This is a genomic window from Pseudomonas sp. MHK4 (assembly GCF_054600775.1).
Genome location: NZ_BAAIAK010000022.1, coordinates 12782 through 30918, shown reverse-complemented (window position 1 = coordinate 30918; position 18137 = coordinate 12782). Strand labels below are relative to the sequence as shown.

General features: G+C 59.8%; 15 protein-coding genes. 12 read left to right on the top strand and 3 right to left on the bottom strand.

Going from position 1 to position 18137, the window contains the following annotated elements; genetic code table 11:
• Positions 1-3: 3 nt before the first annotated feature.
• Positions 4-1314: an MFS transporter gene (locus ACYP2Q_RS30055; RefSeq protein ID WP_459733804.1), complete on the bottom strand. Its 1311-nt coding sequence runs from the start codon at positions 1312-1314 to the stop codon at positions 4-6.
• Between the two features lie 163 nt (positions 1315-1477).
• On the opposite strand from ACYP2Q_RS30055, the gene ACYP2Q_RS30050 reads away from it, so the two are divergent.
• The 8 genes from ACYP2Q_RS30050 (at position 1478) to ACYP2Q_RS30015 (ending at position 10937) form a co-directional block, all read left to right on the top strand.
• Positions 1478-2263 carry a FadR/GntR family transcriptional regulator gene (locus ACYP2Q_RS30050; RefSeq protein WP_274076235.1) on the top strand — a complete coding sequence of 262 codons (786 nt, stop codon included), beginning with the start codon at positions 1478-1480 and terminating at the stop codon, positions 2261-2263.
• A 930-nt stretch (positions 2264-3193) separates the two neighbouring features.
• The gene (locus ACYP2Q_RS30045) at positions 3194-5242 is read left to right on the top strand and encodes a hydantoinase/oxoprolinase family protein (RefSeq protein ID WP_459733803.1); all 2049 of its coding nucleotides are present in this window, start codon (positions 3194-3196) and stop codon (positions 5240-5242) included.
• Positions 5242-6939 carry a hydantoinase B/oxoprolinase family protein gene (locus ACYP2Q_RS30040; RefSeq protein ID WP_459733802.1) on the top strand — a complete coding sequence of 566 codons (1698 nt, stop codon included), beginning with the start codon at positions 5242-5244 and terminating at the stop codon, positions 6937-6939. The genes ACYP2Q_RS30045 and ACYP2Q_RS30040 overlap by 1 nt, the downstream gene beginning before the upstream one ends.
• A 2-nt stretch (positions 6940-6941) precedes the next feature.
• Positions 6942-7118 carry a hypothetical protein gene (locus ACYP2Q_RS30035; RefSeq protein ID WP_459733801.1) on the top strand — a complete coding sequence of 59 codons (177 nt, stop codon included), beginning with the start codon at positions 6942-6944 and terminating at the stop codon, positions 7116-7118.
• A 48-nt stretch (positions 7119-7166) separates the two neighbouring features.
• Positions 7167-7724, top strand: a complete 558-nt coding sequence (locus ACYP2Q_RS30030; protein WP_459733800.1) for an HD domain-containing protein — start codon at positions 7167-7169, stop codon at positions 7722-7724.
• Positions 7725-7826: 102 nt separating this feature from the next.
• Positions 7827-9164, top strand: coding sequence for a purine-cytosine permease family protein (locus ACYP2Q_RS30025; protein WP_459733799.1), 1338 nt, complete (start codon positions 7827-7829; stop codon positions 9162-9164).
• Between the two features lie 180 nt (positions 9165-9344).
• Positions 9345-10055, top strand: coding sequence for a GntR family transcriptional regulator (locus ACYP2Q_RS30020; protein WP_459733798.1), 711 nt, complete (start codon positions 9345-9347; stop codon positions 10053-10055).
• A 114-nt stretch (positions 10056-10169) separates the two neighbouring features.
• Entirely contained in the window at positions 10170-10937 is a 768-nt protein-coding gene (locus ACYP2Q_RS30015; RefSeq protein ID WP_459733797.1) for a class II aldolase/adducin family protein, read from the top strand.
• Positions 10938-10944: 7 nt separating this feature from the next.
• On the opposite strand, the gene ACYP2Q_RS30010 is transcribed toward ACYP2Q_RS30015, so the two are convergent.
• A complete protein-coding gene (locus tag ACYP2Q_RS30010; protein ID WP_459733796.1) occupies positions 10945-13071 on the bottom strand; it encodes a TonB-dependent receptor family protein in 2127 nt (708 codons plus the stop codon).
• A 110-nt stretch (positions 13072-13181) separates the two neighbouring features.
• Positions 13182-14135, bottom strand: a complete 954-nt coding sequence (locus ACYP2Q_RS30005; RefSeq protein ID WP_459733795.1) for a LysR family transcriptional regulator — start codon at positions 14133-14135, stop codon at positions 13182-13184.
• A gap of 151 nt (positions 14136-14286) precedes the next feature.
• Here ACYP2Q_RS30005 and ACYP2Q_RS30000 point away from each other — a divergent pair, with 151 nt between their 5' ends.
• Genes ACYP2Q_RS30000 through ACYP2Q_RS29985 form a run of 4 tightly spaced genes read left to right on the top strand, consistent with a single transcriptional unit; the run spans position 14287 to position 18072 of the window.
• Complete coding sequence (locus ACYP2Q_RS30000) at positions 14287-15120, top strand: amidohydrolase family protein (protein ID WP_459733794.1); 834 nt, start codon at positions 14287-14289, stop codon at positions 15118-15120.
• Between the two features lie 50 nt (positions 15121-15170).
• Positions 15171-16517, top strand: a complete 1347-nt coding sequence (locus ACYP2Q_RS29995) for an MFS transporter (protein ID WP_459733793.1) — start codon at positions 15171-15173, stop codon at positions 16515-16517.
• Positions 16517-17257: an SDR family NAD(P)-dependent oxidoreductase gene (locus ACYP2Q_RS29990; protein WP_459733792.1), complete on the top strand. Its 741-nt coding sequence runs from the start codon at positions 16517-16519 to the stop codon at positions 17255-17257. Before ACYP2Q_RS29995 ends, ACYP2Q_RS29990 begins: the two co-directional genes overlap by 1 nt.
• Entirely contained in the window at positions 17254-18072 is an 819-nt protein-coding gene (locus ACYP2Q_RS29985; protein WP_459733791.1) for a sugar phosphate isomerase/epimerase family protein, read from the top strand. The genes ACYP2Q_RS29990 and ACYP2Q_RS29985 overlap by 4 nt, the downstream gene beginning before the upstream one ends.
• Positions 18073-18137 lie beyond the last annotated feature (65 nt).

Here is an 18137-nt window from a genome sequence, read left to right as displayed (position 1 = left end):
ACGTCAACGGTTGACGAGTTTTCCGGGAATTCTGAAGACCAGCAGGGCACCGAGGAACAGCGCGCTTGCCATCACGTACATGCCGATCGTGGTGCTGTGGGTGGTGTCCTTGAGGAAGCCCATCAGGTACGGCGAGACGAAGCCCGCCAGGTTGCCCCAGGAGTTGATCAGGGCAATGCCGGCAGCCGCTGCGGTGCCGCCGAGGAAGGCGGTCGGCAGGCTCCAGAACAGCGGCAGGGTGCTCATCGCCCCCATGGAACCCAGGGTCAGGCCGATCATGGAAACCGTGAAGTTGTCGCTCCAGGTGGCGGAGATGAACAGGCCGATACCGCCCAGCACCGCAGTCAGCGCCAGGTGCCAGCGACGCTCGCGCAGCCGGTCGGCGCTGCGCGACACCAGGATCATGGTCATGGCCGCGGCGGCATAAGGGATGGCGGTGAGCATTCCGACCTGCAACACATCGCTGACACCGGCCTGGCGGATCAGCGTCGGCAGCCAGAAGCCCACGGTATAGAAGCCGGCGATCATGCAGAAATAGATGGCCGTCAGCAGCCAGATACGCGGCTGCAGGAACACCTCTTTCAGGCTGTGGGCCTGGTGGCCGGCGGTTTCGGCGTCGATGCGGGTCTGCAGCAGGGTTTTCTCTTCGCGGGTGAGCCAGCCGGCTTTGGAGATCCGGTCGCTGAGGCAGAAGATCACCAGGATGCCGACGGCGATCGAAGGCAGGCCTTCGAGAAAGAACAGCCATTGCCAGCCGGCAAACCCATGGTCACCGTTGAAGGCGCTCATGATCCAGCCGGACAGGGGCGCACCAATCAGCCCGGAGAGCGGCACTGCCGTGGCGAACAGGGCATACATCTTGCCGCGGCGATGGGTCGGGAACCAGTAGGACAGATAGAGGATGACACCCGGGTAGAACCCGGCCTCGGCGATCCCCAGCAGGAAGCGCATGATGTAGAAGGACATGGGCGTGCTGACCAGGGCCATGGCCGAGGAGATGATGCCCCAGGTGATCATGATGCGCGCGATCCACAACCGCGCGCCGACCCGATGCAGGATCAGGTTGCTGGGAATTTCCACGAGGAAATAGGCAATGAAGAAGATCCCTGCGCCAAGACCGTAGACGGCTTCGGAAAACTGCAGATCGTCGGACATCTGCAATTTGGCGAAACCCACGTTCACCCGGTCCAGATAGGCGACGAGGTAGCACAGCAACAACAGCGGCAGGATACGCCACGCGACCTTGCGATACGCCAGGTCCTCGAAGCGATCGGCGGGCACGATGGCACCGGTTTGAATCACTGATTCAGTCATGTGTTTCCCCCATCCTTATTTTTGTAGTGGGTGACGTTTGTTTTTATCGGACTTACATGAAGGTCGGTTTTTTATCATAATACGTCATACGAATTCAAGGAGCAGAAGTCAGGGAGGACGACGGGTCTAAAATGCAGTACCGTTCACCGATTTGAGCCCAGAGATGCCTATGCCCACTCCTGACAAATCCCCCTGTTCCGCCGAGGCGCTGGCCGTTCTGAAGGATTCCGCCAAGGGCACGCTGTCCGATCAGGTGACGGCGGCCTTGAAGGCCTATATCGCCAACGGCGAAGTGCTGCCGGGTGCTCGCCTGCCCACGGAGCCTGTGCTGTCGGAGCGTTTCGGGGTGAGCAGGACGGTCATCCGCGAAGCGATCTCGCGCCTTAAATCAGCCGGTCTGGTCGAGGTCCGCCAGGGCAGCGGCACGGTCGTCAGCGAAGGCGCGCACATCAAGGCGTTCACCATCGACCTGGATGTCAGCGGGTCGATCGAGGCCGTATTGCGGGTCACCGAGTTGCGCCGCGGTATCGAAGGGGAGGCGGCGGCACTGGCGGCACAGCGGCATTCGCCGGCGCAACTGGAGGCCATCCACCAGGCGCTGAAGGCCATCGATGCCGCCGAGCAGGCGGGGCGCGATGGCGTCGAGGAAGACCTGGGATTCCATCACTCCATTTCCAGGGCAACGGGTAATCCGCTGTACCCGTCACTGCACGAATTCATCGCCCAGTACATCAAGGAAGCGATCCGCATCACGCGCTCCAACGAGGAACGCCGCCGCGACCTGGCCAAGACGGTGCGGGTCGAACACTTTGCCGTGTACGCGGCCATCGCCGCACGCGACCCTGAAGGCGCGCGCCATGCTGCGCTCAACCACATCAATAATGCGGTCGAACGGCTCAAGAGCGCCGATCCTGCGTTCTGGCAGAATCCGGGGGCGAGAACGTCGTAGCACAGACGTGATCGCCTCGGACCTGTGGGAGCCCGGCTTTCGGGCGATGGCGGTGTCGAATATTGCGGTGACCTTTCGGGCCTCATCGCTGGCAAGCCAGCTCCTACAAGGTTTTGTGTTGGGCGTCAGTCCGTGTTCGCTGCGGACCTGTAGGAGCCGGCTTGCTGGCGATGGCGGCCTCGGCTACTGCGTAGATCTTCGGGCCTCATCGCTGGCAAGCCAGCTCCTACAATGGTTTGCGCAGGACGTGAGTCCGTGGGCGCCGCGGACCTGTAGGAGCCGGCTTGCTGGCGATGGCGGCCTCGGCTATTGCGTAGATCTTTCGGGCCTCTTCGCTGGCAAGCCAGCTCCTACAATGGTTTGCGCAGGACGTGAGTCCGTGGGCGCCGCGGACCTGTAGGAGCCGGCTTGCCGGCGAAGGCGTCCTTGAATATTGCATTGATCTTCCGGACCTAATCGCCGGCAATTCAAGTCGCCGCACTGCAAGCTCCTGCGATGTGTCACCTCATACCCGGTCTTTCTGACCTCCTGCGACGAATGGTCCGCCCTCTGTACGCCCCTCTAGGGCGCGGCTTTCAAGCACAAACGAAGCACTCGAATCTTTCCCTCGGCCGACGCGAAGGCGCACCTGTGCTTTTAGTGGGCGCTCGACCGGTTGACAGCAAATGACCTCAAGCGCAAACTGTCCACAGTCTTCAGTCCACAGCTTGGCTCTTGTTTCACCTGCAAGGGCCGCGATGGCCGAAGCGGTTCAAAGGCACTCGGTGCACGAGGTATGAATGTAGAAAAAACATCCTTGAACAAGAAAAGTGTATTTACCGTGATTATTAAGATATCAGCGTAAATCGCGAGCCCACGGTAATCACCGCACATAAGTAACTTAAGAACTGCCCCCGACAACTTTAGATTTATAATAAAGCGGAGCGCCTTATGCGTGAGGACAATATTGTAGGTGTCGACATTGGCGGTACTTTTACCGACTTCGTGTCATACGACGCCACAACTGGCAAGATCGAAAACTGGAAGAACCTGACGACGCCAGCCAATCCTATCGATGGAGTTCTGGAAGGGCTGTCCCATATCGAGTCCATGGCAACCGTGAACAAGGTTCGTCTGGGTACCACCATTGCCACGAACGCGCTGTTGACGCGAAAAGGCGCAAAGGTTGCGTACGTGACGACCAGTGGCTTCAAGGATGTACCGTTTATCCAGCGTGGCGACCGCCGCAGCCATTACGACATCACCTGGATCAAGACCAAGGCATTCGTCAGTCGTGCCGATTGCTACGAAGTTGCCGAACGTATCAGCGCCCTGGGTGAAGTAGTACTTCCCCTGGACGAGGCATCGGTTCGTAAAGTGGCGCAGGCCATTCGTGACGATGGCACCATCGAAGCGATCGCCGTATGTACCTTGTTCTCCTACGTCAATCCAGCACATGAAGACCGTATCGCGCAGATTCTCGCGCAAGAACTTCCTGAAATCCCTATTTCGTCCTCGTTCCACGTACTTCCGAAGTGGAAGGAATACGACCGGGCGTCCACGACTATCGCCGATGCTTTTCTCAAGCCGATCGTCCAGGAAAGTTTCGCACGTATAAAGACTTGTCTCGATGACCTGGGAATCGGCGACAAGGTCGGTGTCATCAAGTCCAATGGCGGCGAGTCGAGTATCCGGGGCGCAGCGGCGACTCCCGTGCAGATGGCCTTGTCGGGCCCCACGGGTGCCGTCGTCGCCACCCGTACCGTCGCTGAACTTACCGGGATCAAGAATCTGGTGGTGTTCGACATGGGGGGCACGTCGACCGACTGTGCAACCGTGGTCAACGGTCAGGAAAACATCACCACCGACTTTGAAATCGAGTGGGGAATTCCGATCCAGGTTCCGATGATCGACGTGCACACCATTGGTGCCGGTGGCGGCTCGCTGGCGTGGATCGACAAAGGTGGGCTGTTGCGCATGGGGCCGCAGTCCGCGACATCCGTTCCGGGACCTGCCTGCTATGGCCGTGGTGGCCTTGAAGCAACCGTGACCGATGCCAACGTGGTCCTGGGTCGCATCAACCCAGACTTTTTCCTCGGCGGTCGGATGAAGCTCGACGCCAGCGCCGCCCATCGCGCGGTTGCGCGCATTGCAGACAAGTTGCAGATGGCGGTCGATGAAGCCGCCATGGCCATGCTGCAAATCGCCAACAACAACATGCTGGGCGCACTGCGCACCGTGCTGTTGCAACGCGGCCTGGATCCTCGCGACTTCACCCTGTTGTCATCCGGCGGTGCCGGTCCGGTCCACATCTGCGACCTGCTGGACATCAGCGGCATCCCCCAAGGCCTGGTCCCCAACTATCCCGGGCAGTTCTCGGCATTCGGCTTCATCATGACCAATGCCCGTGTCGACAAACAGCGGACCATTCAACAGGTATCCACGCGGTTCGACGCGCTCGCGGTCGACGAAGCGATGAGCAGCCTGGTGAACAGTGCGGTCAGTGAACTGACCGAGCAGGGTTACGTTGACAACATCCAGGTTCAGCGCTCCATCGAAGCGCGTTACCTCGGTCAGAACCACGGGCTGGAACTGCCGGTCAACTTCGCGGCGATCGATGCCGAGTCTGCCGGCCAGTTGTGGCAGAAATTCCATGAGATCCACAAGGCCCGGTTCGGCTTCTCCATCCCCGGCGAGACCATTGAGCTGGTAACCATCAAGGCGGTGGCTATCGCTTCCTGCGAGAAACCGCACATAGCGACGCTGGCCCATGCCGAAACACCCGCCAGGGCCAACTCCAGTCGCGCAGTGCGCTTTGAACAAGGCTGGATCGATACGCCGGTGTACGACCGCGAAACGTTGCTGCAGGACCATGTGATTGCGGGACCGGCGATCATCGAAGAAAGTGCCTCGGTCACGATCCTGCGTCCCGACCAGCAGATTCGCGTCAACGAATACGGCTACATGCTCGTAACTGCAAAATCCGCGGAGGGCAAATAATGGATATGGTAGCGATGAGTGTCCTCGACTCGACGATGGTATCGATCTGTCGCGAAATGGGCATTACCCTGCAAAAGACCTCCTACTCCACGATCTTCAACGAAGCGCTGGACTTCACCTGCGGCCTGGCCGACAAGCAGGGCAACCTGATTGCGGTGGCCGACTTTTGCCCCGCGATGATCGGCGGGATACCGCTGCTGGTGAAATCGTGCTTGAAGGAAATCGACCTGGAAACCCTGAAAGAGGGTGACATCATCCTTCACAACGACCCCTACCGTGGTGGCCTCCACACCCCTGAACACTCGTTCTTCAAACCCATCTTCTTCCATGGCGAGCTACAGGGCTGGGCAATTGCCATCGGCCATATCGCTGAAGTCGGCGGTATGGCGCCGGGCGGTTTCGCCGGCGAGGCCACGGAAATCTTCCATGAGGGTTTGCGCGTGCCTCCGGTGAAGATCAAGACTGCCGGTGTCGACAACAACGATATCTGGAAGCTGTTGCTGGCCAACGTTCGTACGCCCCGGACCAACTACGGCGATCTGCGCGCCTTGATTGCCGCTGTGGACCTGGGTGAGCAGCAGATGCTCGGTGTGCTTGAGAAGTACGGCGTCAGCGATGTCCAGCAGATCATTGGTGACCTGCTCGATTACGCCGAACGGCGCATGAAAGCTGAAATCCTGGCCATTCCCGATGGTATCTACACCTTCGAAGACTCTGTCGAAAGTGACGGTGTGACCCCGAACAAGACCTACCGCATCGCTGTTGAAGTTCATGTGCGTGGCGACCAGATCATCGTCGACTACACGGGCTCTTCGCCACAGGCCCGAGGGCCGATCAATGCCACGTTGGGGGTGTCGACGTCGGCTGCCTATAACGCAGTGCTGCATATGACCGATCCATCGATCCCGCGCAACAGTGGATGTTTCCGTCCGATCAGGGTGCTTTCGCCTCCCGGCACTATCGTCAACGTGGATTTCCCGGCTCCATCGGTCGGTGGCAATACCGAGACGCACCCACGCATTACCGGTGCGATCCTGGGGGCAATGGCAACCGCGGTTCCCAACCGAGTCATGGCGGCCGAGGGCGCGACGCACTGCAACTTCGTGTTCGGCGGCGTGGATGCAGTCAGCGGTGAATATTTCGCCTGTTATGACCTGGAAGCGGTGGGCTGGGGTGGACGCGCTTTCGCCGATGGCAACGACGCGGTCGACTCGATCAACGGCAACTGCCGAACCACGCCCGTTGAAGTGTTCGAAACCCGATTCCCATGGCGTGTCGAGTGCCTGGCCCTGGACACGGACTCGGGCGGTGCCGGTGAGTTTCGAGGGGGGTTGGGTTACACCAAGCAAATGCTTTGCCTGAATGAAACCATCACCGTTTCGCAAATGACCGATCGTCATTTCACCAAGCCCTGGGGCCTGGATGGCGGTCTGGAAGGTGGCTGTGGCGCCAGCCTTGTGCAGAAAAAAGGCTCGGACAAGTGGCAAACGATGTGCGAAGCGTACGGGAAGATTTCCACCAGTCGTTATTCCAACGTCGACATCCTCGAGGGTGATCGGGTCAAGTTGGTGACACCTGGGGGTGGCGGATTCGGCAGTCCGGGAAAACGAGCAGCGGAATCCGTCGAGCGTGACCTGCGCGATGGCTACATCTCACTCGAGTCTGCACGGTTGAACTACGGATACACGAGGAACTGAAGATGAAATTTTCGGAAAACGGGCTCTATATCGAACGTTACATCAAATGCTGCAACTGCGGTGTCCTGATCTACGAGCAGGATGCGGCCACGAAAGTAAAAGTCGACGGCAAGGAATTCTGTTCCGACTGGTGTGTTAAATGGAGCGCTGAGCGTCAGCAGCGGCGCGCTTCGAAGTAACGATGTTCGGCGGGGCTGATACGGCCCCGCCGACGGATAGGAAAAAAGATGGAAAAGGCGAACTTCAAAAGCATCGACCAGATGAAACCCGAAGATTGGAAACTGATTTCCTCCTTCGAAACCGATGAACATAAACATATGCCGCAACTGGTCATCAACCAACTGCGACTGTTAGGGCAGGGTGAGCAGCCTTACCAGATCGACAGGCTTCAACATTCGCTGCAGTCGGCTACTCGGGCGAAGCGTGATGGTGCCGATGATGAAATGGTCCTGGCGGCGCTGGTCCATGATATCGGTGACACTCTCGCGCTGTACAACCATGCCGAATTGGCGGGTGCGCTGATCAAGCCTTATGTGTCCGAAAAAGCCCATTGGATCGTAATGAATCACGATGTATTCCAAGGGTACTATTACTGGGAGAACCTGGGGCTGGATAAAAACACTCGCGAGAAATTTCGTGGGCATCCCTGGTTTGATGAATGTGACAAGTTTTGCCGTGAGTGGGACTGTCCGTCGTTCGACCCGGACTACGATACCTTGAGTCTTGAAAGTTTCATTCCCCTGATCGAAACGTTTTTCTCTCGAAAACCGTACTCTCATAAATAACAACAACTAAAGCTTCAGCGTGCCCAAAGAAACATTCAAGTAGTCCTTCTGCCCAATAAAACGTGTTTTAAACACCTCCTTGTATAACTGGAGTAATAAAAAATGGCGGGTCCAATTAAAGGTAACGGCGGCGCAGGGCAACCTGCCGCCGTGGTGGGATTTGACGATCGTATCAATAAAGTATCGCTGTCCATGGCGTGGTGGGCAGTGTGCAGTGCGATGTTCTACATTATTGTAGGCGGCGCACTGGCATTGGAATACGGCACTTTCAATGCGATTACGGGAATGCTCCTGTCGGTCATTTCCTATGGCGTCATTACATCCCTGATGGCCCGCCATGCCATTAAGACAGGTCACTCGGTGACCTCCTTTTCAGTAGAACTCTTCGGTGCGAAAGGCGCGGTGCTCGCGGCGATCATCCTCGGGGCTACCGCCATCTATTACGCTGTATTCGAAGGGTCGGTGATCGCGCTGGCGATCAACCACCTGTTCCCCTCGATCAATCACACGGTCGCCGCCCTGATCGTCGTGGCCTATAGCGTGCCGTTGGTATTGGGCAAGATCCAGGTCTGGCTCGACAAACTCAATGGCGTGCTGCTGCCGGTCTACGTCATTGGCCTGGTAGCCGCCGTGTGTATCTCCATCTCCGAATATGGCTATTCCACCAACTGGATGACATTCGGACCCTCCAACCCATCCCCTTACGGCTGGTGGAATTGCTTTGTCTACTACATGGGCATCTGGGTACTCATGCTCTTCGCCTATGAATATGCGAAGTTCGGCAAACCTGCCGATGAAGAATTTCACAGTAAATGGAATTTCGGCTTTTTATTCTACTTCGTCACCATTGTCGTCAACGGTGCCTGCGGTATTTACCTGGTCAGTTCGGTGCCCAGCATCGAGAAAATCAGTGAGATCTCCGTAGTGCTGGCCATCCTCAGTTTGCTGGGCTTCTGGGGCCTGGTCTTCGTATGGGCAACCCAGACTCGAATCAACTCGGCAAACTACTTCGTGGCTACCAGTAACCTGAAAACCATCGGGCAGCATTTTGGCATAGGCTGGAAATGGGGCTGGTGGGCGGTCGTCGTGGGCGCATTGGTGTTTCTACTGATGCTGGCCGATGTCTTCAAGTACCTGCTGGAGGCGCTGGCGTACCAGGGCATTATCGTGGTTGCCTGGGTAGGTGTTGCCCTGTCGAGAATCATTGAAGTGCGAAAACTGGCAGATGGAGGCGTATCGAATGTGCCCTTCAGATCAGTGAACTATTGCGGATTGACGGCGTGGTTGGCTGCCTCGGTCGTGGGCGTGATCCTGATGAATTGCACGGGATTGCTGGCGACTTTTTCGGCACCCGCCACGGCCATTATCGCTTATGCGGTAATGCGCCTGATATCTAAGTATCAAGTAGTGAATAGTCCAAGTATCAGCAAGGTAAGTTAATAATTAATAAGCAGGCCTCTTGATATTCAAGGGGCCTGTATTACCAATAACTAGTTGAATTGACAGGAATGGGATAAAAAGGCAAGCTAACTGTCCACAGTCGACAGTGCGCAATCGGTAACCCGATTCAGTTCGACCACGACAGTGACCTACATCGAAGGCAGAGCGGGTTAACTTCAGATGAATCAATTTCCATCCTCAGTTTCAAATGGCCCTGGTAGTGAATCAGGATCGTTCCCGGCACCGGTTGTCGACAGTAAAAGCTTGTCGGAGCAGGTGACCGAGTATTTGTACAAACTGCTGGTCAGCGGCCAGTTGAAAGGCGGGCAGCGGGTTAACGAGGCTGAACTGGCACGCACCTTGAAAATCAGCCGTAACCCGATTCGCGAAGCGATCCGAAAGCTGGAGGAGCGCGGGTTGCTCATCTCCAGCCCACGGCGAGGCACATTCGTGCGTTCATTTTCGGAGTCGGATATCCAGGATATCTTCTCGTTCCGGATGGCTTTGGAGGAATTTGCGGTTCGTCAGGCCTTCCCGCATCTCACCGATGAAGACATAGAAAGCCTGGCGGTCATCGCCGGCCAGATGGAGGCCGCTGCGAAAGCCGGGCGTGAAATGGACCTGGTCGAGCGCGACATCGCTTTCCACCAGCGAATCTGCGAGTTATCGCGAAATACCCAGACCATCCGGGCTTTTTCCAATATTTACGCGGAAATCCAGATTTCAATCAGTCTGGTTGAGCATCGTTTTGAAAGTCTTGAAGATGCGGCAATAGATCACTGGCCTATTGTCGAGGCGTTTCGCAGCAAAGATGAGCAGAAAATAATTGAGGCGCTCAGGTTTCATATAGGCGACTCCTGGAAGAGAATCAAGGAAGCCTACAACTACTAGCTTGTATTAAAGCAATACGTGGCGATCTCAACTGACATCGCACGCTTTTTTATGTCTGGAATTTGATTTTTTTATTTATGTTTGGCGTCCTGTTTGTTTGCTGAGGTGGAACGTATGTTTAATGTCGCAAGTCCCCATGCTTTCATATCCGATGCGGAGTGGAGTGTCCGCTGCGAACTGGCAGCCTTATATCGGCTGCTCGCTCACTTTCGCATGACCGACCTGATCGACACCCATATTTCGGTGCGGGCGCCGGGTGATAAAGAGCTGTTTCTCATCAATCGCTATGGCGTGCTGTTTCACGAGATGAGGGCCTCTGATCTGGTCAAGATCGATATCCGCGGCGACATCAAAGACAGACTCCACGTTGCCGGGGCGGTAAACAAGGCAGGATTCAACATTCACTCCGCGATTCACGGTGCTCGCCATGACGCTGTTTGCATCGTGCATACTCATACCTCGGCAGGTATGGCCATCTCTGCCCAAGAGCAAGGCTTGCTGCCAATTACCCAGCACGCTTTAAAGTTCTACGACTGCCTCAGTTACCATGACTATGAAGGCATCGCGCTAGACGCTGGCGAATGCCCGCGACTGGTGGCTGACCTGGGTTCGAACATGGCCATGATCCTGCGCAACCATGGGCTGTTGGCTGTTGGCGGCTCCATTGCCGAGGCCTTCAACCAGATCTATTTCCTCGAGCGAGCCTGTCAGGCTCAGGTGGCTGCCTTGGCTGGCGGGCAACCGCTGCGTTATCCCGCAAAAGATGTCTGTGAACTCACTGCCAGGCAGTCGGCCGCCGAGATTCGCGACAATCTTCACCTGTTGGCCTGGGAAGCCGCGTTGCGTTTGATCGATGAGCAGAAATCCGAATATTGCGCCTGAGTAGGCCTCACAGCAGGCTCCACGACACCCCGACATACACCCCCATACCTTCGCCCGGCGTCGACCGCGCCGCGTCCAGCCCCTTGTCGTCATAGCCTGGGGTGACGGTGGCGGCGTAGTGTTTGTCGGTGAGGTTGCGCATGTCCACCCACGTTTGCCAGTCACCCTTGGGTGCGTTGTAGCCCAGGGTCGCGCCGAACAGCGCGTAGGGATCGGCGTAGTAGCTGTTGGCGTAATCGACCGCCACTTTGGACACCCATTGCGTGTTGAGGGCGGCGAAGAAGCCTTGGGGCCAGTCGTAGCGCAGTTCGCCCTGGTAGTAGTGCATCGGCAGCCCGGGAAGGCGGTTGTCGCCGAAGCGCTCGTCGTCCTTGTAGTGGAAATCGCTGAAGGTATAGCTCTGGCGCAGGCTCAGTTCACCGCCGTCACCGCCCGACCACAGGTTACTCAGCAGGCTGGCTTCCACGCCCTGGTGCACGGTCGGGCTGGCGTTGAGTTCATAGGGCGTGGTGGCGTTGGCATCCGGCAACACCGAGAGCAGTTCGTGGCGCACCTGGGCGTAGTACCAGGCCAGGCTCCATTGGCCAAATGTGCTGTCGCCGCGACCGCCGAGCTCCAGGGTGGTCGCGGTCTGGTTCTGCAGCTCGATCGGATCGCGCTGGGTGCCGGTGGCGGGGCCGCTGCCTGCCGGGAAGCGAACGTTGGAGCTGTAGATCAGCGACCAGGGGTGCGGCGCCTCGACCGAGCGGCTGAGGTTGCCGAACAGTTGCAGGTCGGGTGTCAGCTGGTAGCGCAGGCCCAGGCGCGGGGCGTAGTCCCAGTCGCCCAGACTGGTCTTGCCACCGCCTTGCGGGTAAGTCACCGCGCTTTCCCGGCGAGTGTAGATGGCCGCCAGGCCAGTGGTCAGCCACAGGTCGTCGGCGATCTCCAGGTCATTGCCCACATGCAGGACGCTGTCCGAACCCTGGTAGGTGAAGTTGCGCATGGCCGTGCCCGGCGCATAACCGGCTGTGTTGCCGCTGGGGATACGCACCTCCTCGCTGGCACCGGCGTTGGGCAGGTGCTTGGTCACGCGCAGGCCCAGGGTGCTTTGGCTCTGCAGGCCCCAGAGGGTGTCGCGACGCTTGTAGTCGAAGGTGCCGCTGACATCGGTGTACGCCACCTTCAGGCGGTTGGGACCTTCGCGCAGGTCCATGGGGTAGTCATGGTAGGCAAGGCCGGCCTGGATGCTGGAATCGTCATCGATGTAGTAGGTGGTCTTGTTGCCGATAAAGGTGCTGCCCGGCTGCTCGCGGCGATCGTCGCGCGCCACGTAGGCGGGGTTGGCCGCCCGCGGGTCGTGCTCGATGGAGTGCTTTGTGACCCGCCCGGCGAGGTCGTTGTCGGTCTGGCGGTAGCGCAGGTAGAAGCGCGTTTCCAGGTTCGGGTTCAAGCGATAGCCGAAGTTGGCAATGACGCCCTGGCTGTCGCTGGCGGTGTGATCCTGATAGCCGTCGGCGCGGGCATCAGTCAGGGCCATGTAGTAGTCGAAGTCGCCCAGCACCTGCCCGGAACTGACCTGGCGCTGCTGATAGCCGTGGCTGCCTGTCGCGTAGCGCACCTGGAGCTTGGGTGCGTTGTAGCCGGTATGGCTGACGTAGTCGATGGCCCCGCCCAGGGCCAGGGCGCCGCGGTCGAAACCGTTGGCGCCGCGCAGCACCTCGACATGGTCGAGCCACAGAGGCTCCAGCAGTTCATAGGGCGTGCCACCAGGGCCGGTCAGTGGCAGACCGTCGAGCATGGCGTACAGGCCCGAGGCATGGGCGCCCGGCGCACGGTTGATCCCCGATCCGCGGATCGAGATCTTCACCCCTTCGTTGCCCGCCGACTGGGCATAAACCCCTGGCTGATAAGCCAGCACATCCTGATTGCTCGCCACCCGGCCTTGCAGGGGGTGGCGCATGTCGACCACGTTGGTACCGCCAGGCACCTGCTCGAGTCGCGCCTTGGCGTCCTCGATCCCCTGGTCCTCGTCACTCTGGTCTTCGGCCCCGATCAGCACTTGTCCCAACTCCATGCCCTGGGCCTCGGCCATCGCCGGACAGACGAGGGTCAGGCCGAGCAACGCGGCGGACAGGGAATGGGGCGAGGGCATTGGGAAAACTCCGGACAGGGGGAAACGGGCAGTGAAGTCTGCGACGTATGAAAGAACGAAGGGAGCACATGGCGATTTTGTTTTTTTGCCAGGAGCAGGGTCATCGGTGATCAGTCGAAGTTCGGCAACTCGAAGCCCGGGATCACCCGTCCCAGCTTGACCGCCTGGGCATGCAGCACCTGCATCAACTGCGCGGCAGACTGGGAAAGCGGCTCGAATCGTGAGTAGACGAAACTGATATCGAAGTGAATCGCTTCCACCAGCGGTACCACGATCAGGCCGCTGTCCTCGGCCACGAACTCATCGATGATGGTCAATCCCATGCCCTGCTTGACCAGGGCGACCGCTTCGTTGGCATTGGTGAAATGCAGCATCGAGCGCAGGTCCAGGCCCTGGCGTTCGATCTCTTCGGCCAGCAATCGGCCGAAAGGCATGTCGGGGCGAAACAGCAACAACGGCTGGTCGACCAACTCGTGCAGTGACAATGACGATCGGTGGGCAAAGGGGTGATCAGCCGGCATCACGCAGACCATGCGTGCGCGCATGAAGGCCAGTGAGTGCAGGTGGTCGTGGATCAGCGGCAGGGCTGAAATGGCCAGGTCGACTTTCTTCGAGAGAATCTGGTTGGGCATGTCACCCATTAGCGTGGTCTGCCATTCAATGTTCAGCGCTGGCGTTTCGCGCTTCAGTCGGGCCAGGGCGAACGGAATGACCACCGTCGACAGCGAAGCACTGCAGCAGATGCGCAGCTGGCGATTGGGGCCGCTGGCCAAGGCCCGTGCGCACTCGTTGACCGCCAGCGCAGCCTGGTAGACACGCTCGACTTCCCGGTAAAGGGTCAGGGCCTCGGCGGTGGGCACCAGGCGATTGTTGATGCGCTGGAACAGGCGATAGACCAGCCGGCTCTCGATATAGGCAATCAGCTTGCTGACCGCAGGCTGCGAGACGTAGAGCATTTTTGCCGCGCCGCTGATCGAGCCTGTGAGCATTACCGCCCGGAACACTTCCATGTGCCGCAGCTTGAACACCATCGTGTTGGCGTCGGGGCCTTCGCCGTAGGGCATGGGTCATTAACCTTTGGTTATTGTTCGAGCGATCTGTGTATGAGCGCTATTCAGCGCCTGGTCGTATCGTCACTGCAACGGCATCGCCCAGAGCGGCGAGACAATAACAAAGTTCAGTGAGCAAGCGCAGTGACGCTTGGCGGGAGCAGCCTTGAGCATCTACGAAGAACCCAAGATCGATTGCCATAACCACCTGTTTGACCCGGCGCGGTTTGCCTATCGCGCCGACACGATCTACGCACCCTCCGGGCAGGAGGTCGCGCCCCTGGAACAGTTCGCCCGGGTGATGGACGCCTATGGCGTGCAACACGCGTTGCTGGTGGGGCCGACCAGTGCCTACCGCACGGACAATCGCTGCCTGCTGCATGCGCTGGCGCACGGCGAGGGCCGCTTCAAGGGGATTGCCGTTGTCGAGCATGACATCCGTCTGGACGAACTCGCCGCACTCAAGGAGCAGGGTGTGGTGGGCGTCGCGTTCAATCCGGCGCTGGAAGGATTGGCCGTCATGAAGGGTGCGGCCGGGCTTTTCGGGCGGATCGCCGAGCTGGATCTGTTCGCCCAAATCCAGGTGCATGGCAACCAGCTGGTCGAGTTGCTGGGCCTGATCGAATCGACTGCGCCGCGGTTGCTCATTGACCACTGTGGTCGTCCCGAGGTTAGCGCAGGCGTCGGCCAGCCAGGGTTCCAGGCGCTGTTGGGATTGGCCCGCAGCGGTCGGGCCTGCGTGAAGATTTCCGGCATGCAGAAGTTCGCCGCCCACGATCATCTCCAGGAGCAAGCGGGTGCCTACGTAAGTGAACTGCTCCGAGCCTTCGGCCCGGATGCCTGCATGTGGGGCTCGGACTGGCCATTCATTCGCGAGCAATCGCGCATCGACTACGGGCCGCTGCTGAAGCTGGCGGAGCAGTTGCTGCCGGATGCCGGTGTACGCAGGAAGGTGATGTGGGATACGCCACGCCGACTGTTCGGCTTTGGCGAGGGTTGAACCAGGTTGAGCTGCCGCAATTCCCTCAAATAATAACAAGGAACACAACAATGACGACCGACAATCGATTCGTGGCGGCAACGCTCGCCTGTCCGGCGACGCAAACCGCCAGGACCCGCACCCGATTCATGATCCTGGCCCTGATCTCCGGTGGCACCATGATCAACTACCTGGACCGCAGCGTCATGGGCATCGCCGCGCCCAGCATCAGTGCCGACCTGGGCCTGAACGCGGTCATGATGGGGCTGATCTTTTCGGCATTTTCCTGGACCTACGCCGCCGCGCAGATTCCCGGCGGCATCCTGATCGACCGCTTGGGCACCAAGTTCACCTATTGGCTGGCGCTGACCTTGTGGTCGTTGTTCACCGGCCTGCAGGGCCTCGCCCAGGGCTTTCTCTCGCTACTGGGTTTTCGCTTGCTGGTGGGCGCCAGCGAAGCACCGTGCTTTCCCACCAATAGCCGGGTGGTCGCGACCTGGTTCCCGCAGAGCGAGCGGGCGCGGGCGACCGGCATCTACACCTTCGCCGAATACGTCGGGCTGGCATTTCTCACGCCGTTGCTGTTCTGGGTATTACACGCCTATGGCTGGCGCATATTGCTGGTGGCGGTGGGCATCCTGGGTGTGCTCTATGGCCTGGTGTGGTGGCGCAAATACCACGAGCCCCATGAGTCGACTACGGCCAACCAGGCCGAGCTTGACTACATTGCCGCCGGCGGCGGGGTGGTCGATGGCGGGCAGAAGGCCACGCGCTTCAGCTGGTCGCAGATTCCGGCGTTGCTCAAGCATCGCAACATGCTGGGGATCTGCCTGGGCCAGTTTGCCTGCAACTCGACCAACGTGTTTTTCCTGACCTGGTTCCCCACCTACCTGGTCACCGAGCGGCACATGCCCTGGCTCAAGGTCGGTTGGGTGGCGGTGCTGCCCTTTATCGCGGCGTCCCTCGGCACACTGGCCGGCGGCTGGTTGTCGGACGCCTTGCTGCGCCGCGGCTACTCGCTGAATGTCGCGCGTAAATTGCCGGTGATCGCCGGTCTCCTGACCGCCTCGGTGATCGTGCTGGCCAACTACGTGGACTCAGACGCGCTGGTGATCGCCATCCTCTGCGTGGCCTATTTTGCCCAAGGCATGTCGGCGCTGGCCTGGATGATCGTGTCCGACATCGCCCCCAAAGGCCTGCTCGGCTTGAGCGGCGGCGTGTTCAACCTGTTCGCCAATGCCGCCGGCATCGTGACCCCGCTGACTATCGGCGTGATTGTCACCACCACGGGTTCGTTTGTCTGGGCCCTGGCCTTCGTGTCCTCGATCACCGTATTGGGTGCGCTGTGTTACCTGTTCATGGTGCGCGATCTGCGCCGCCTGCCCGAAATTCAAACCGTAAAAGAAGGAGCACTTTGATGACTCGATACCTTGAAGGCCAGACGGCCATCGTCACCGGCGGCATGCGCGGCATCGGCCTGGGCATTGCCCGGCGCTTGCACAGCGCCGGTGCGCGGATCGTCATCTGGGACCTGGCGATCGATGGCTGGGACAGCGTCGCCAACGGCTTTGAACCGGTGCTGCGCCAGGCCGTCAATGTCGCCTCGCTGGCGTCCGTGGAGGCGGCCTTCGAGGAGGTCGTCGGCCAACAGGGGCGTGTCGATATCCTGGTCAACAATGCCGGTATCAATGGGCCGGTAGTGCCTTCCTGGGAGTATCCGCCCGCCGCCTGGGACCAGGTCATCGCCATCGACCTGACGGGCGTGTTCTATTGCTGCCGCACGGTCATCCCGCATATGCGTGAGCGTGGCTACGGGCGCATCGTCAATGTCGCCTCGATGGCGGGCAAGGACGGCGTGCAATACATCTCGGGTTACTCGGCGGCGAAGGCCGGTGTCATCGCGTTCACCAAGGCGGCGGCCAAGGAACTGGCCCAGGACGGTGTGCTGCTCAATTGCATTGCGCCGGCCATGGTGGAGACCGGGCTGATGGCCGAGATGACGCCCGAGCACATTGCGGCGAGCAAGGCCAAGATTCCCATGGGGCGCTTCCTGCAAATCGAGGAAATCGCCAACATGGTGACCTGGATCGCCGGGCCCGAGTGCAGCTTCACCACGGGCTTTGTCTTCGACCTCAGCGGCGGCAGGGCCACCTATTGAGCGGCTTGGGCGTCGCGCACCTCACCGCGCTCGAGCTGGCGCCCGACGCGTTGGTGCGAGAGGCGGCACGGGCCGGTTTCAGTTCAGTCGGGCTGCGCCTGCACCCGGCCATGGTCGGTGGCATCGCTTACCCGCTGTTGCCGGGCAGCCCGGCGCTGCGGCAGTTGAAGGCCACGCTGGATGGCGAAGGCGTGGTGGTCAACGAGATCGAATTCGTCGAGCTCAAACCGCAAGTGGACGTCGCCGGGCTGGCGTGGTTGCTGGAGTCCGGCGCGCAACTGGGGGCGCGTTGCCTCACGGTGTCGGGGGACGATCCGGAGCCGTCCCGGCTCAGGGATAACTTTGCCGCCGTGTGTGAGCTGGCTGCGGGGTATGGCCTGCGAGTCGACCTGGAGTTCATGCGCTGGCGTCAGATTGGCAATCTGCAACAGGCCGTCGCGTTGATCGCGGCGGCGGGCCAGGCCAACGGCGGCGTGCTGCTTGATGTGTTGCACCTGTTCCGCTCCGGCGGCGACGCTGGCGCCGTGGCTGAACTGGACCAACGCTATATCCATGGCGTGCAGTGGTGCGACGCGCCGGCGCAGGCACCTACGGCGGAGGGCATCATCCGCGAAGCTCGCGAGGGTCGCTTGCCTGCGGGGCAGGGCCAACTGCCCCTGGCCGGGTTGCTCAATGTGCTGCCGCCGCAGGTGCATTGGAGCGTGGAAGTTCCATGCCTCGCGATCGGCGCACCCGAGCGGCTGGCGCAAGCGTTCACCCTTACCCGGGCCTGGCTGGACCAGCCATCTCTCGCGGCTGCACCCGATCTACTGTAGGGGCTGGCTTGCCAGCGATGGAGGTCAACGATGACGCGGGGATCCTGACTCCCCGCGGTGTTCTC